14 protein-coding genes are annotated in these 15,177 nt (G+C 72.3%); 2 read left to right on the top strand and 12 right to left on the bottom strand.

Translation table 11 applies throughout. From position 1 onward, the window contains the following. Positions 1-56: 56 nt before the first annotated feature. From ALA01S_RS07585 to ALA01S_RS07575, 3 genes are read right to left on the bottom strand one after another with little or no spacing between them, the layout of a single operon-like run. Entirely contained in the window at positions 57-2,327 is a 2,271-nt protein-coding gene (locus ALA01S_RS07585) for a xanthine dehydrogenase family protein molybdopterin-binding subunit (protein WP_066334269.1), read from the bottom strand. Positions 2,328-2,344: 17 nt separating this feature from the next. Then, complete coding sequence (locus ALA01S_RS07580) at positions 2,345-3,340, bottom strand: FAD binding domain-containing protein (RefSeq protein WP_066334267.1); 996 nt, start codon at positions 3,338-3,340, stop codon at positions 2,345-2,347. A gap of 4 nt (positions 3,341-3,344) precedes the next feature. Further along, entirely contained in the window at positions 3,345-4,043 is a 699-nt protein-coding gene (locus ALA01S_RS07575) for a 2Fe-2S iron-sulfur cluster-binding protein (protein WP_373862980.1), read from the bottom strand. Here ALA01S_RS07575 and upp point away from each other — a divergent pair. After that, positions 4,020-4,661: a uracil phosphoribosyltransferase gene (gene upp / locus ALA01S_RS07570; RefSeq protein ID WP_066334260.1), complete on the top strand. Its 642-nt coding sequence runs from the start codon at positions 4,020-4,022 to the stop codon at positions 4,659-4,661. The two genes, ALA01S_RS07575 and upp, sit on opposite strands and share 24 nt — an antisense overlap. Positions 4,662-4,724: 63 nt before the next feature. On the opposite strand, the gene ALA01S_RS07565 is transcribed toward upp, so the two are convergent. The 6 genes from ALA01S_RS07565 to lexA all read right to left on the bottom strand — a co-directional run bounded on the left by ALA01S_RS07565 (position 4,725) and on the right by lexA (position 9,006). Then, on the bottom strand, positions 4,725-5,213 hold the full coding sequence (locus ALA01S_RS07565; RefSeq protein WP_066334259.1) for a polyhydroxyalkanoate granule-associated phasin: 489 nt from the start codon (positions 5,211-5,213) through the stop codon (positions 4,725-4,727). Positions 5,214-5,285: 72 nt separating this feature from the next. Then, entirely contained in the window at positions 5,286-5,840 is a 555-nt protein-coding gene (locus ALA01S_RS07560; protein ID WP_218011438.1) for a chromate transporter, read from the bottom strand. A gap of 24 nt (positions 5,841-5,864) precedes the next feature. Beyond that, positions 5,865-6,461, bottom strand: a complete 597-nt coding sequence (locus ALA01S_RS07555) for a chromate transporter (RefSeq protein ID WP_066334254.1) — start codon at positions 6,459-6,461, stop codon at positions 5,865-5,867. Next, positions 6,458-7,465, bottom strand: coding sequence for a D-2-hydroxyacid dehydrogenase family protein (locus tag ALA01S_RS07550; protein WP_066334250.1), 1,008 nt, complete (start codon positions 7,463-7,465; stop codon positions 6,458-6,460). Before ALA01S_RS07550 ends, ALA01S_RS07555 begins: the two co-directional genes overlap by 4 nt. A gap of 85 nt (positions 7,466-7,550) precedes the next feature. After that, positions 7,551-7,940: a hypothetical protein gene (locus tag ALA01S_RS07545; protein WP_066334247.1), complete on the bottom strand. Its 390-nt coding sequence runs from the start codon at positions 7,938-7,940 to the stop codon at positions 7,551-7,553. 388 nt (positions 7,941-8,328) lie between these two features. Then, on the bottom strand, positions 8,329-9,006 hold the full coding sequence (gene lexA, locus ALA01S_RS07540; protein ID WP_066334246.1) for a transcriptional repressor LexA: 678 nt from the start codon (positions 9,004-9,006) through the stop codon (positions 8,329-8,331). 104 nt (positions 9,007-9,110) lie between these two features. Between lexA and ALA01S_RS07535 the strand changes: the two genes are divergently transcribed. Then, complete coding sequence (locus ALA01S_RS07535; RefSeq protein ID WP_066334245.1) at positions 9,111-10,076, top strand: asparaginase; 966 nt, start codon at positions 9,111-9,113, stop codon at positions 10,074-10,076. Here the strand turns inward: ALA01S_RS07535 and ALA01S_RS07530 are convergent. From ALA01S_RS07530 to ALA01S_RS07520, 3 genes are read right to left on the bottom strand one after another with little or no spacing between them, the layout of a single operon-like run. Further along, on the bottom strand, positions 10,073-12,241 hold the full coding sequence (locus tag ALA01S_RS07530; RefSeq protein WP_066334239.1) for a putative bifunctional diguanylate cyclase/phosphodiesterase: 2,169 nt from the start codon (positions 12,239-12,241) through the stop codon (positions 10,073-10,075). The two genes, ALA01S_RS07535 and ALA01S_RS07530, sit on opposite strands and share 4 nt — an antisense overlap. Then, positions 12,234-13,166, bottom strand: a complete 933-nt coding sequence (locus tag ALA01S_RS07525) for an ABC transporter substrate-binding protein (RefSeq protein ID WP_066334237.1) — start codon at positions 13,164-13,166, stop codon at positions 12,234-12,236. The genes ALA01S_RS07530 and ALA01S_RS07525 overlap by 8 nt, the downstream gene beginning before the upstream one ends. Then, on the bottom strand, positions 13,163-15,175 hold the full coding sequence (locus ALA01S_RS07520) for a TonB-dependent receptor plug domain-containing protein (RefSeq protein WP_066334231.1): 2,013 nt from the start codon (positions 15,173-15,175) through the stop codon (positions 13,163-13,165). The genes ALA01S_RS07525 and ALA01S_RS07520 overlap by 4 nt, the downstream gene beginning before the upstream one ends. Between the last annotated feature and the right edge of the window lie 2 nt (positions 15,176-15,177).

The raw sequence follows: 15,177 nt of genomic DNA, 5'->3' as shown, positions 1-15,177 counted from the left end.
CTGTACAGCCGTGGAATGCCCGCCGGCTTTCACCGGCGGGCTTGGAACGATGCCTATCAGCGCTGCGCGTGCAGCAGGCTGTCCAGGGAAATGGGCAAGTCCCGGATGCGCCGGCCTGTTGCATGCCATACCGCATTGGCTATGGCGCCGGCCACGCCGGTGATGCCGATTTCGCCGATGCCCTTGGCCCCCAGCGGGCCGATGTGCGGGTCGTCCTCCGGCACGATGATCAATTCGATATCCGGAATGTCGGCATTCACCGGGATGTGGTATTCACCCAAATTGGCATTGGCGATGCGGCCATAACGCGGGTCGCGCAGCGAATGTTCGTGCAGCGCCATGGACAAACCCCAGACGATGCCGCCGAGCAACTGGCTGCGGCCGGTCTTGGCATTCAAAAGGTTGCCGACCGAATAGGCCGCCACGATGCGCGGCACGCGGATTTCTCCGAGGTCCGCGTCCACGTGCACTTCCACGAACACGGCGCCGAAGGAGTGCTTGGAATATTTTTCGGCATCCGGTCCGGGCGTGGCGCGCACGTTGACCTGCAAATCGATGTCGGCGTGGCGGGCGGCGAGCGATTCCAGGGTTTCGCCGCGGCCGGGCTCGTCCGTCTTGCGCAGGCGGCCTTCGCGCAGCTCTATCAATTCATGCGGCACGCCGTGCAGGGGCGAGGCCTCGTCCGTCACGGCCAGCTCGGCCAGGTGCGTGCGCAGCAGCTCGCACACGGCGTGCACGGCCGCGCCGGCGCTGGCGGCCGTCATGGAGCCGCCGGAGACCGGCGCCATGGGCAGCGCCGTGTCGCCGATTTCCAGCGCGATGCGCGCGGGCGGCAGGTCCAGCCGGTCGGCGGCCACCTGCGTGAGCAGCGTCCAGGTGCCCGTGCCCAGGTCGTGCGTGCCGCACTGCACGCGCACGCGCCCGTCCGGCAGCAGCGTGGCGCGCGCCTCCGACGCCAGCCGCTTGGCCGGGTAGGTGGCCGTGGCCACGCCGTAGCCCACCAGCACGTCGCCCCGGCGCGTGGCGCGCGGCTTGGGGTTGCGCTGCGACCAGCCGAAGGCTTGCGCTCCCTGGTCGTAGCACGCCAGCAGCGACTTGCTGGAGTAGGGCAGCTGCTGCCCGGCGTCGAAGTCGGAATGGTTGCGGCGGCGGAACTCCAGCGGGTCCAGGCCGGCCTGGTGCGCCAGCTCGTCCATGGCCGACTCCAGCGCGAACGAGCCCGTGGCCTCGCCCGGCGCGCGCTGGAAGGTCGGCACGCCCACGTTCAGCGGCACCAGCCGGTGCGTGGTCGCCACGTTGTCGCAGGCGTACAGGAAGCGGGAGATCAGCGCCGAGGGCTCTATCCAGTCCTCGATGCGCGAGGTTTCGGCGTGCACCCGGTGCTCCAGCGCCGTGAGCTGGCCGCCACCGTCCGCCGCCAGCCGGAACTGCTGCTGCGTGAAGGGCCGGTTGCCCACGGGGCCGAACATCTGCGTGCGCTCCACCACCAGCCGCACCGGGCGTTTCACTTCGCGCGCGGCCATGGCGGCCAGGACGACGTGCGACCACGCCGACCCCTTGCTGCCGAAGGCGCCGCCCACGAAGGGGCTCACCACGCGCACCTGCTCGGCCTGCAGGCCCAGGCGCTGCGACAGGGTCTGCTTCACGCCGTGCACGTACTGGGTGGAGTCCCAGAGCGTCAACTGGTCGCCGTCCCACGACGCCAGCGTGGCGTGCGTCTCCAGCGGGTTGTGGTGCTCCAGCGGCGTGCTGTAGGTGGCTTCAAGCCGGTGCGCCGCCTGGCTCCAGGCGGCTTCGACGTCGCCGCGGCGGCTGTCCGGCTCCTGCCCCTGGGCCTCCTTGGGCGGATGCGCCTGGGCCTTGGCGGCCTCGAAGTCGAGCTGCGGCGGCTCCTGGTCGTACTCCACCTGGAGCAGCCGCGCGCCCTGGCGCGAGGCTTCCAGCGTTTCGGCCACGACCACGGCGATGGGCTGGCCGTCGTAGTGCACGCGATCGTCCTGCAGCAGCGAGAGCGTGCGCCCCGCGGGCGGCTTGATGCCGGCCTGGCCGCCTTCAGGCAGGCGCGGGGCGTTGAAAGGCGTCATCACCAGCAGCACGCCAGGGTGGGCCTGCGCAGCCTGGGTGTCGATGCTGCGTATGCGCCCGGCCGCCACGCGGCTTTGCACCAGGGTGGCGTGCGTGAGGCCGGGCAGGTGGACATCGGCCGCGTAGCGGGCCTGGCCGCAAACCTTGAGCGGGCCGTCCACGCGGGAGAGGGCGCCGCCGAGCTTGCCGTCTTCGGCACCCGCGGCGGGCGAGGTCAGGGTCAATGTCGAAGTTGCGTCCATGTCGTCCTGCCTCGCGTTCACAGCGTGCTGCCGCAGGCGGCGCGGGCGATGGCGCGGCGCACGGCGCGGCGCGCCAGTTCGATCTTGAAATCGTTGTCGCCATAACCCCGCGCGCCGGCCAGCAGCGCGTCGGCGGCGTCGTTGGCGGCGGCCTCGTCCGGCATCCGGCCGGCGAGTGCGGCCTCGGCGGCCTCCACGCGCCAGGGTTTGTGGGCCACGCCGCCCAACGCCAGGCCGGCGCGGGTGACGCGGCCGGCGCCGTCCAGCTCCAGCGCCACGGCCACCGACACCAGCGCGAAGGCGTAGCTGGCGCGGTCGCGGATCTTCAAATACTGGCTGTGCCCGGCCGCCTGCGAGGGCGGCAGCTCCACGGCGGTGATCAGCTCGTCCGGGGCGATTTCCGTGTCCTGCTGCGGCGTGTCGCCGGGAAGGCGGTGGAAGTCCGAGAGCGGCATCACCCGCTCGCCGCGCGCGCTCTGGAGCAGCACGCGCGCCTGCAGCGCGGCCATCGCCACGGCCATGTCGGACGGGTGCGTGGCGATGCAGTGCTCGCTGGCACCCAGGATGGCGTGCCCCCGGTTGAACCCGCCCAGCGCATCACACCCGCTGCCCGGCTCGCGCTTGTTGCAGCGCCGGAAACCGTCGTCGTAGAAGTAGGGGCAGCGGGTGCGCTGCAGCAGGTTGCCGCCCACGGTGGCCATGTTGCGCAGTTGCTGCGTGGCGCCCGCCAGCAGCGCGCGCGACAGCAGCGGGTAACGCTTGCGCACCAGCGGGTGGTCGGCCGCCTCGGTGTTGCGCACGCCGGCCCCAATGCGCAGGCCGCCGTCAGGCAGGGGCTCGATGGCATCCCAGGGCAGGCGGCTCACGTCAATTAACTTGCAGGGGCGCGCGATGCCGCCCTTCATCAGGTCCAGCAGGTTGCTGCCGCCGGCTATGGGGGTGACGCCGGGCTGGGCCATGAGGGCCAGGGCGTCGGCAATCGACGCGGGGCGTTCGTAGAGGAAGTTGTCCATGCGCTCAGCGGCCCTGGCCGCCCTGGTCGTTGTCCAGCACCAGGCGCACGGCCCGCACGATGTTGGGATAGGCGCCGCAGCGGCAGAGGTTGCCGCTCATGCGCTCGCGGATCTCGTCGTCGCTCAGGGGCTCGCCCGCGCGGGCGAGGTCCGGCGTGACGTGGCTGGCGCGGCCGGCGCGGGCCTCGTCCAGCAGCGCGACGGTGGAGCAGATCTGCCCCGGCGTGCAGTAGCCGCACTGGAAGGCGTCGCACTCCACGAAGGCGGCCTGCACGGGGTGCAGGGCGTCCGGCGTGCCCAGGCCTTCGACGGTGATGACGCTGCGGCCCTCGCACATCACGGCCAGGGTCAGGCAGCTGTTGACGCGGCGGCCCTCGACGAGCACGGTGCAGGCGCCGCACTGGCCGCGGTCGCAGCCCTTCTTGGTGCCGGTGAAATGCAGGTGCTCGCGCAGGGCGTCGAGCAGGGTGACGCGGGCCTGCACTTCAAGGGCCACGGCTTCGCCGTTGATGTGGAGCGAGACGCGGTGGGGTGGCGGTTCCGCGGCGGCAAGTGCCGTGCGGGTGGAGACGGGCTGGTCCATGGCGGGGGTGGGCGCGGCGGAAATCGCGCCAAGGGCATGCGGAGGTTGCGGTCTGCGGCAAGGGTTGTTCCTGGGGCCGCCTTTAGACTTCCGCCCATGCCTACCATTGACGTCGTTCACCCTCTGGTGAAGCACAAGATCGGCCTGCTTCGCGAGGCCGGCATTTCCACCAAAAAATTCCGCGAGCTCACGCACGAGCTCGCGCGGCTGCTGGCCTACGAGGCCACCGCCGATTTCCCCCTGCAGAAGACGACCATCGATTGCTGGAGCGGCCCGGTGGAGGTCGATGAGATCGCGGGCCTGAAGGTCACCGTGGTGCCCATTCTTCGCGCCGGGCTGGGCATGCTGGACGGCGTGCTGGACATGGTGCCCAACGCCAAGATCAGCGTCGTGGGCCTGTCGCGCAACCACGAGACGCTGCAGCCGGAGCACTACTTCGAGAAGTTCGTGGGCCACCTGGACCAGCGCACGGCGCTGATCGTGGACCCGATGCTGGCCACCGCCGGCTCCATGATCGCCACCATCGACCTGCTCAAGGAGCGCGGCTGCAAGGACATCCGCGCGCTGGTGCTGGTCGCCGCGCCCGAGGGCGTGGCCGCGCTGGAAAAGGCCCACCCGGACGTGCGCTGCTGGACCGCCGCGATTGATTCCCACCTCAACGAGCTGGGCTACATCATCCCGGGGCTGGGCGATGCCGGCGACAAGATCTTCGGCACCAAGGATGAAGAAACGCGCTGACCTGCAGCGCGTTTGTGAGGTTCAAGGCGGCCTGCGGGCCGCCTTTTTCATGGGCGCGGGCCTTCAGGCGTGGCGGTGGCGAATGCGCGCCTGCGGCGCCGTCCCCACCTTGCGCCGCGCGTGCTCGGCCACGGCCAGCACGGGCACCGTGACCGGGTTGAGCGCCACCTTGGCCAGGCGCTGCGCGTTGGCCGTCACGCGGCTGTGCACGGGCTTCAAGCCGGCGGCGGTCACGCCGGGCAGGGCGTGCAGCCAGGGGCCGGCGTCGAACCAGGCCTGCGGCTTCCACCACGCGCCCATGAGCGCCAGCAGCGCCTTTTGCTGCACCTGCCACAGGTGCATGACCATGGCCACGGCGGATTCGCCCATGGCCTCCAGCTTCTCCGCGCCCATGAGGTGGAATTCCTTGACGTCGCGCTCGGAGGGCAGGTGCCCGGCCGCCATCATGCGCAGCGTGCGGTGGGCGATGACCTGTGGCGCCGCCAGCGCGATGTCCCACAGGGTTTGTGCGTTGCGCCACCAGGATGCCCAGGTGGCCACGGAATTCGGCATTTCGATCTCCCTTGAACGGTCCGGAATGGACCTGTGTCGGCAAGCAGCGCGCCCAAGGCTGCCCGCGCGGGCTTACGCCAAACCCAGCATGCCGGCCAAAGCCCCGGCCGCGATCAGCCACAGCGGGCTGAGCCTGAAGCGCCAGGACACGAAGGCGCTGCCCGCCACCAGCGCCATGGCGCCCAAGTGCGCCTGCGCGGGCTCGGCCAGCAGCCAGCCGGTGGACAGCAGCAGCGCCACGGTCAGCGGCGCCAGCCCGCCGGTGAAGGCGCGCACCTCGCGGCTGTCGCGGCGGCTGCTGCTCCAGCGCTCCAGCGCCAGCGTCAGCACGCTCGAAGGCAGCAGGATGCCCGCCATCGTTGCCACCGCACCGAAAGCCCCCCCTATCTGCCAGCCCAGCGCCGCCACGAACAGCACGTTGGGCCCGGGGGCGGCCTGCGCCAGCGCGATGCACTGGCTGAAGTCCGCGCTGCTGAGGTAGCCGTGCTCGCGCACGAGGTAGCGGTGCATCTCCGGCGCGGTGACGATGGCCCCGCCTATGGACAGCAGCGACAGCATCATGAAGTGGGCCACGAGCTGGGCCCAGTCCAGCCAGCCCATGGCGGCGGCTGCGGCGGTGGGGTTCATGCGGTCGGCCTCACGCGGTGGGGCTCATTTCAGCCGCTTCCAGGCCAGCAGCACCGAGCCCAGGCCCACGGTGGCCAGCACCGCCGGCAGCGGCCAGTGCAACACCAGGATCAAGCCCAGCGACAGCGCCACCACGCCCAGCGCGGGCGGCCAGCCCAGCGGGCTCTGCTTGAGCGCCGGCAACAGCTTGAGCCCCATGGCCAGCACCAGCCCGGCGGCCACGGCCGCCATGCCGCGCAGCGCGCCGGCCACGGGTGCCAGGGTGTTGAAGCGGCCGTACAGCACGACCAGCAGCAGCACCACGGCGCTGGGCACCAGCGTGAGCCCAAGCAGCGCCGCGGCGGCGCCGCGCCAGCCGAAGTGCCGGTGGCCGAACATCAGCGAGACGTTGACGATGTTGGGCCCGGGCAGCACCTGGCCCAGCGCGAGCAGCTCCAGGAATTGCGCCTTGGTGAGCCAGCCGCGGCGTTCCACCAGCTCGTGCTGCGCGATGGGCAGCACGCCGCCAAAGCCCTGCAGCGCCAGCCGGTTGAAGGCCAGCAGCAGCTCCAGCAGGTTGCGCGGGCGCGCGCGCGGCGTGTCGGCGTCGCCGCCGCCGGCGCGGTCGCCCGCAGCGCTCAACGGTTCACCTTGAGCGCGTCGGGGTTGACGATGTTGGTGGGCTCGCCGCGCATGTAGGCCAGCACGTTGTCGAAGGCGGCGCCGAAGTAGAGCTCGTAGCTGTCGAGCTCCACGTAGCCGATGTGCGGCGTGCACACGGCGTTTTCCAGCCGCAGCAGCGGGTGGCCCTGCAGGATGGGCTCGGACTCGAACACGTCCACCGCGGCCATGCCGGGGTGGCCCTTGTTGAGCGCGGAGACCAGCGCGTTCTCCTCCAGCAGCTCGGCGCGCGAGGTGTTGACGAACAGCGACGTGGGCTTCATGCGCGCGAGGTCTTCCAGCGTCACGATGCCGCGCGTCTCGTCGTTCAGGCGCAGGTGCACGCTGAGCACGTCGCAGCCCTCGAAGAAGCTTTCCTTGCTCAGCGCGGTGGCATGGCCGTCGGCGCGGGCGCGGATCAGCGAGGGCTCGCGGCCCCACACCACCACCTGCATGCCGAAGGCGCGCGCGTAGCCGGCCACGATCTGGCCGATTTTTCCGTAGCCCCAGATGCCCAGCGTCTTGCCGCGCAGCACCATGCCCAGGCCGAAGTTGGGCGGCATGGACGCGGCCTTGAGCCCGGACTGCTGCCAGGCGCCGTGCTTCAGGTTGCTGATGTACTGCGGCAGCCGCCGCATGGCGGCCATGATGAGCGCCCACGTCAGCTCGGCCGGCGCCACGGGCGAGCCCACGCCCTCGGCCACGGCGATGCCCAGCCGCGTGCAGGTCTCCACGTCGATGTGCGAGCCCACGCGGCCGGTCTGCGCAATGAGCTTGAGCTTGGGCAGCTTCTCCAGCAGCGCGCGCGAAAACTGCGTGCGCTCGCGTATGAGCACCAGCACCTCGGCGTCGCGCAGCCGTACCGACAGCTGGCCTATGCCCTTGACGGTGTTGGTGAACACCTTGGCATTGAGGTGTTCGAGCTTGCTGGCGCAGCGCAGCTTGCGCACCGCGTCCTGGTAGTCGTCGAGGATGATGATGTTCATGGGCAGGCCGGATTCTGCCTGCCCTGGATCAGGCAGCGTCCCGTTGGGCGGGCGTGAACCTGTTGGCGCAAGCGTTTCAGTTGCTTCAGACGCGCTTGGCCCGGGCTTGCCCGCCGGCGCGCAGCCGGGTCGTGAAAAGCCGGTCCAGCGCGGCCATGCGGCGCTGTGCCTCGGACTGGCTGCCGTGGCGCGCCACCAGGCCGAACACCGCCGAGCGCAGGTGCCACAGCTCGCGCAGCCCCGGGGCGCTGCGCACGCGCACGCGCAGCTTCTCGGCCTCGTCGCCGGGCAGGCCGTGCAGGGCCAACTCGAAGGCCTGGCGGGCCTCTTCCGGCACGGTGTCCACGCTTGGACGCAGCCAGCGGGTGAAGTAGTGCCAGCGGTAGTGCCAGCGGCTGTCAAAGGTGCCGAAGCTCGCCGGCCCGGGAGGGCAGCATTCGGTGCGGCGGCGGCTGGATCGGCGGAAGAGCTTCATGGCAGCGGGGTCTCAAGCTCCGCATTGTCCGGACGTGGCCGCCGGCCTAAGCCGTGAAATAAGCCGCTTGACAGTCGCTATTCAAACGTAACGGGCTGTTTGCCAATGCTCGGGAATGTGGCCGAGCGGTAAGCGCTGCGGGCAATGGTGGCAAGTGAAAGCAGGGTGCTGCTTGGGGCGAACGGTATCGCCCCCTTAGCCCCTGTGGCCAGGGCGCCGCGCACCTTCATCCGTCATGCCCGCGAAGGCGGGCATCCACGCCGGCCGGGATGTTGGTGCGCCGACGCCGGCTTTGGACGATGCAGTTCGAAGGCGAGACCTCGGTGTTCGTGGATGCCCGCTTTCGCGGGCATGAGCGGCAGGGAGCGAGGCGCCGTGCCGGCCGCCGTCACAGCAGGGGCGAGTTGCGGATCAGGCCCACGGCCACGCCTTCGAGCGCGAAGTCCGCGCTGCCCGGCGCCACGTGGATGGGCTGGAACTCCGGGTTCTCGGGCAACAGCTCTATGCCGGCGCGGGTGCGCTGGAAGCGCTTGACGGTGACCTCGTCGCCCAGGCGGGCCACGACGATCTGGCCGTTGCGCGCGTCGTCGCTGCGCTGCACGGCCAGCAGGTCGCCGTCCAGGATGCCCGCGTCGCGCATGCTCATGCCGCGCACGCGCAGCAGGTAGTCCGGCTTGGTGGGAAAGAGGGCCGGGCTGACCTGGTAGTGCTGGTCGATGTGCTCCTGCGCCAGGATGGGGCTGCCGGCTGCGACGCGGCCCACCAGCGGCAGCGACAGCGCGGCGGCGGCCAGGAGGGCGGCCGGGGCCATGGCGTCGTCCGCGCGCGCGGCGCGCAGGGCGCGCAGCGTGTCAGACTTCAGCCGGATGCCGCGCGAGGTGCCGCCCACGAGCTCGATGGCGCCCTTGCGCGCCAGCGCCTGAAGGTGCTCCTCGGCCGCGTTGGCCGAACGGAAACCCAGCTGCGCCGCGATCTCGGCACGGGTGGGCGGCGCGCCGGTGCGCTCGATGGCCTCCTGGACCAGGTCGAACACCTGCTGCTGGCGTGGCGTGAGGGCTGTGTTCATGGCGCTTGCTGGGCTGGTGGGTGTACTGCGGGGCGCGGCGCGCGGCCGTGCACGGGGGCGGCTGTCGGAATCCATACCTGTATTTTCATCCATGGAGTGAGCGCATGCAAAGCCGATTCGTCGTTCTCGGCACCGGCGGCACCATCGCGGGTACCGCCGCGGCCGCCGACGACCACCTGGGCTACCAGGCCGCCCAACTGGGCATCCAGACCCTGCTGGCCGGGGTGCCGGCCTTGAAGGACTGGCCGGTGGAGGCCGAACAGCTCGCGCAGCTCGACAGCAAGGACGCCACGCACGCGCTGTGGCAGGCGCTGGCGCAGCGCGCGAGCCACCACCTGGCGCGCCCCGAGGTGGCCGGCGTCATCGTCACGCACGGCACGGACACGATGGAGGAGGCCGCCTACTTCCTGCACCGCGTGCTGGCGCCGCGCGACAAGCCGGTGGTGTTCACCGGCGCCATGCGCCCGGCCACGGCGCTCATGGCCGACGGCCCGCAAAACCTGGTGGACGCCTTGACCCTGGCCGCCACGCCGGGCGCGCGCGGCGTGCTGGTGACCATGGGCGGCGGCGTGCATGGCGCGGCCGAGGTGCGCAAGCAGCACAGCTACCGGCTGGACACGCTGTCCTGCGGCGACGCCGGCGCGCTGGGCTTCGTGGAGGCCGGCCGGCTGCGCCGCCTGCGCGACTGGCCCGCGGGCGAGGCGCTTGGGCTGGCCGCCGTGAGCGCGCCCGTGGCGCACTGGCCGCGCGTGGACGTGGTGATGTCGCACGGCGGCGCGGACGGGCGCGTCGTGCGCGCGCTGCTGGCCGCGGGCACGGACGGCCTGGCCGTGGCCGCCACCGGCAACGGCACGCTGCACGCGGCGCTGCTGGCCGCGCTGGAGGAAGCGGCGGCCCGGGGCGTGCCGGTGCTGGTGGCCAGCCGCTGCGCGCACGGCGGCGTCATCGCGCAGCCGGGGCAGCGCTTCGAGACGGCCGGCACGCTCACGCCGGTGGCCGCGCGCATCGAGTTGCTGCTGCAACTGCTGGCGCGGCGCGCGGCGGCGGCAGGGCCGGATGGGGCCGCTTAAGACCCGCTGAGCAGCGGGTGCGCCGTGGCCGGCTGTGCCACGCAGCGCTGGCGGAACTCGTGGGCCGGCATGGGCTTGGCGAACAGGAAGCCCTGGACCATGTCGCAGCCCGTGTGCTTGAGCGTCTGCAGCTGCGCCTGGGTTTCCACGCCCTCGGCCACCACCTGCAGGCCCAGCTTGCGCGCCATGGCGCAGATGGCCTGCACCACGGCCAAGTCGCTTTGCGCGGCGGGCAGCCCGGCGACGAAGGAGCGGTCGATCTTGAGGCTGTGCACCGGCAGCCGGGTGAGGTAGGACAGGCTGGAGAAGCCCGTGCCGAAGTCGTCTATGGCCAGGCGCACGCCCAGCGCCTGCAGCCGCAGCAGCACCTGCAGGCCGTGCTCGGGGTTCTCGACGATGCCGGACTCGGTGAGCTCCAGCTCCAGCAGGTGCGGCGGCAGGCGGTGCGCGGCCAGCGCGGCGGCCACCGTTTCCACGATGTCCGAGCGGTTGAGCTGGCTGGCCGAGACGTTGACGGCCACGCGCAGCGGCGCGGCGCCCTGCGCGGCGTTGGCGGCGTTCCACGCCTGGGCGTCACGCGCGGCCTGGTCCAGCACCCAGGCGCCTATCTCGCGGATGAGGCCGCTGGCCTCGGCCACGGGGATGAACTGCCCCGGCGGCACCAGCCCGCGGTGCGGATGGTTCCAGCGCAGCAGCGCCTCGGCGCCCACCAGGCGGCGGCCGTCCATGCTCCATTGCGGCTGGTACCACAGCATGAGCTCGCCCTCGGCCAGCGCGCGGCGCAGGTCGGTTTCCAGGTGCAGCCGCTCCAGCACGGGGGCTTCCATGTCGGCGCTGAAGAGCTGCACGCCCATGCGGCCGCCGCCCTTGGCCGCGTACATGGCCATGTCGGCCGCGCGCAGCAGCGTGGTGGGGTCCTGCGCGTCGCCGGGGTAGAGGGCCACGCCCACGCTGGAGCCCATGCGCACCTCCTGGCCGGGGACGGCGATGGGCTCGCTCACGACTTCGAGCACGCGCTGCGCCAGCGCATGCGCCAGGGTGCGGCCCTCGTCGGCGGGCAGCGCCTCGCGCACCAGGACGAACTCGTCGCCGGCCAGCCGCGCGGCAAAGCCGTGGTGAGCCACCAGGGCGGTGAGGCGCTGCGCGATGGCCTTGAGCACCAGGTCGCCGCTTTCGTGGCCCAGCGAGTCGTTGACGGCCTTGAAGTGGTCCACGTCCACGAAGAAGAGGGCCACGCTGTGGCCGTGCTCGCGCGCGGTGGCGATGGCGAGGTCCAGCCGCTCGCGCAGCAGCACGCGGTTGGGCAGCCCGGTGAGGGCGTCGTGCTTGGCCAGCCGGTAGGCCTCGGCCGAGGCTTCCTCCAGCATGCGGGTGCGCTCGGCCACGCGGCCCTCCAGCGTGTCGCGCGCCTCGCGCAGTTGCGCCGTCATCCGGTTGAAGGCCTGGGCCAGCAGGCCCACCTCGTCGCGGCTGTGCACGCGCACCTGGTGGTCCAGGTCGCCCGCGGCCACGTGGCCGGCGGCGATGGTCACCTCGCGCAGCGGCTTGAGCACCACGCGCGCCAGCACCGCCATGCCGGCCATGCCCAGCAGGCCCATGAGCGCGGCCGCACCCATGGAGGTTTCCAGGAACATCAGCAGTTGCTGGCGGAACGAGGCCGTGCTGAGCGACACCACCACGTAGCCCTGGGGTTCCTGCGGCGCGCTCGCGGCCTGGCTGCCGGGCATGGCCGGCCCGGCGGCCAGCAGCACGGGGGCGACGAAGTTCACCGGCACGTTGGCGGGCAGCAGCAGCCCCTGGAGCTCGCCCAGCATGGTGGGCTCGGGATGGCGCTGCGTCGTCGGCAGCTCGGCCGGCCCGGCCGTGCCGTGGCGCGACAAGACGCGGCCGGAGAGGTCGAACACCGTGACGCCGGCCACGTCGGGGAAGGAGGAGGCGCCGTGGGCCACGTGCTCCAGCTCGGCCGCGTCGCCGGAGAACACGCCCATCTGCGCCTGCTCGGCCACGGTCTTGGCCAGGCTCAGGCCCAGCTCGCGGAAGGTGGCGCTCTGGCGCTGCTGGTGGCGCACCACCAGGCTCGCCACCAGCGCCACGGTGGTCAGCAGGATGAGCAGTGCCGCATAGAGGCCCAGCTTGCTGGCCAGGCCGTGCCAGGGTTTAGTCATGGATGCTTTCCGCGGAGCGCAGCACGTCTTCCGCCAAGGGTACTTTGAGCACCTGCGCGGCGCGGCGGTTGATGACCAGCGCCGCGCGCCGCGGCGCCAGCGGGGCCGCGCCCAGGCCGCGCGGGGCCAGCAGGCGCAGCGCGACGTCGGCGCACTGCAGGCCCAGGTCTTCGTAATCCCACTCCAGCGCGTACAGCGCGCCCGCGCGGGCCCAACTGCCGGCCGGGCCCACCAGCGGCACGCGCTGGCGCATGGACACCGTCAGCAGCGCGCGCGCGGCCTGGGGCGAGAGCACCTGCGCGTCGGCCAGCACCATGAGCGCGTCCAGCGCGGAGGCTGCGCGCTCCACGGTGGGCTGCACGTCGGCGGCGGACTCCACCGGCAGCGGCTGCAGCTCCAGCCCCGCGCGGCGCGCGGCCTGCAAGGCCGCCTCCAGCCGCGGGCTGCCTTCGGCCGCGTGCAGGACCAGGCCCACGCGGCGCGCCGCGGGCAGCATGCGGCGCAGCTGCGCGAACTGCGTGGCGGGGTCGTGTTCCAGCATCACGCCGGGCAGCGTCGTGGTGGGTGCGCCGCAGGACATGAGCCGCACGCTGCCGGCCTGCGCGCGGGCCGCCTGCTCGCCCGCGGCGCCCACGCCCACGAGCAGGTCCACGCCGCCGCCGCGCACGGCCGCCTCCAGCCCCGCACCGGGCTGCGCGTCGGCCGGCATCAGCCGCACCTGCGCGGCGCTGGCGAGCGCCCTGGCGGCGCTTTGCGCCATCACTTCGAGCTTGCCGGGCTGCGGCGGCATGACCAGCAGCACCGTGCGCGTGGCGCCTTGGGCCAGCACCAGGCCGCAGCCCAGCGCCAGGGCCCAGCCGCAGGCCAGCGCGCGCGCCGTCGGGCTCGGGGTCTTGCCGGCCTGGAGCAAGCGGCTGCGGCTCACAGGCTCTTCTCAAGCCGCAGCAGCAGCGTGCGGCCGGGCTGGGGCAGCCAGGTCAGCGGAAGGTGCTCCTGGCCGGCGGGCTGCATGGCGTGGCGGTCCAGCGCGTTGTAGACCGACAGCGCGCCGCGCCAGCCCGGCAGCGCCGTGGCCGGCAGGTTGAGCGTGGCGTTAAGCAGCATGCAGCCCGGCAGCCGCTCGCCCTGCAGCGTGCGCACGCTGGAGGTGCTGCGCGCCTCCAGCGCCAGCGTGCTGCCGCTGCCGCCCAACTGCAGCATCAGCGCGCCCTTGGCCAGCAGCCGCGGCGAGTTGGAGAGGGCCGAGCCGGCCTCGTGGGCCTTGCTGTCCTGCCACGACAGCGACCACCGCGTTTCCAGCCCCGAGCCCAGGCGCCAGTCGATCTGGCCCTCGACACCCGTGGTGCGCACGCTGCCGCCGTTGGCGTACTGCAGCAGGTTGGGCGCGACCTCCTGGACGTCTATGAGCCGGTTCAGCACGTTGTGATAGAGGGACAGGCTGGTCTGCCAGCGCTCGCTCCAGCCCGCCTCCCACACGGCTTCCGTGGTGCGTATGCGTTCAGGCTGCAAGGCGGGGTTGGGCCGTTGCGTGGCGCCGCCGTCGGTGTACCAGAGCTCGAAGGCGTTGGGCGCGCGGTAGGCCGTGCCCTGCAGCAGCTTCAAGGCGTGGCGCTCCGCGGGCTGCCAGATCAGGCCCAGCCGCGGGCTGGTGGTGCTGCCGAAGGTGCTGTAGCGGTCGGTGCGCAAGCCGGCGTTGACGCGCAGGTGCGGCGCGAGCGAGCGCTCCAGCTGGACGAAGAAGCCGCGCGAGGAGCCGCTGTGCAAGTCGTCCAGGATGGTGGCCGCGGCGCTGTAGTAGAGCTGGCGCATGCGCGAGTCGCGCTGGAAGTCCGCCCCCAGCTTGAGCCGCGTGCGCTCGTCCACGCGCTGGTCCAGCACCGTTTCGAGGCGGCCCCAGTGGCCCTCTGTGAAGTCGAAACTGGCGCCGCCGTCGGCGCGGGTGATGTAGTCGCCCCAGTAGTGGTAGCTGTTGATGGAGCCGCTCAGGCGCAGCAGCGCGCCGTCCCAGACCTCGGCCTCGCGGCCCAGGCGCAGGTAGCGCTGCATCTGCTGGTACGCGTTGCGCGGGTCGGACAGCGTGGTGGCGTAGGCGCCGGTGGGCACCTGCTTGTGCCAGTCCTGGGCGCCGGCCTGCAGGCTCCAGCCGTTGACGCGCAGGCTGCCCTGGAGTTGCAGGGTGCGCAGCGCATCGGCGCCGCTGGAGCGGCCGGCCGTGGGCGTTTGGGCGGCCAGTTGCGGGAAGTAGAGGCTGGTGCCGTCGCTGTGCGTGGCGGCCAGCGACAGCGCGTACTCCAGGCCGCCCTCGCGCTGGCCGCCGCCCAGGCGCAGCCCGCGCGTGCCTTGCGAGCCGGCGCGGGCCTCGGCCTGCCAGCCGCGGTAGTCGCGGCCCTGCTTGGTGGTCACGTCCACCACGGCGAACACGGCCGAGGCGCCGTACAGCGACGAGCCCGGGCCGCGCACGACCTCTATGCGCTCCACGCTGCCCAGGTCCACCAGCGCGTCCTGGCCCAGGGCGGCCTGGCCGTAGACGTTCTCGTTGACGCGCTGCCCGTCCACCAGCAGCAGGATGCGGCCGTTCCAGTCGCCCGGGCGCAGCAGGCCGCGCACGCCCACGTAGTCGTAGACGAGGTCGTTGCTGGTGTGAAAGCCGGGCAGGCTGCCCAGCGCCTCGGCCAGCGTGCGCCAGCCGAAGCGCTCGATGTCCGTGGCGGTGATGACGGAGACGGAAGAAGGCGCGTCGCTGGCCGACTGCTCGAAGCCCGACGCCGCGAAGACCGAGGGAACCTCGCGCAGCAGCAGCTCTTGGGCGGCGGCGGCCCGGGGCAGCAGTGACAGCGTGCAGGCCAGCGCGCCGCTTGCGGCGGCCCACGCCCGGGGCGCGGCGTGGAAAGGCGCGCGGCGGCCCGGGCCGCCGCGGGAAAAGTCACTGCTCATTG

Origin of the sequence: Azohydromonas lata NBRC 102462 (assembly GCF_001571085.1) — a bacterium.
Classification (GTDB): domain Bacteria; phylum Pseudomonadota; class Gammaproteobacteria; order Burkholderiales; family Burkholderiaceae_C; genus Azohydromonas; species Azohydromonas lata.
The sequence above is the reverse complement of the archived record's forward strand: the minus strand, read 5'-3'. Positions and strand labels throughout refer to the sequence as shown.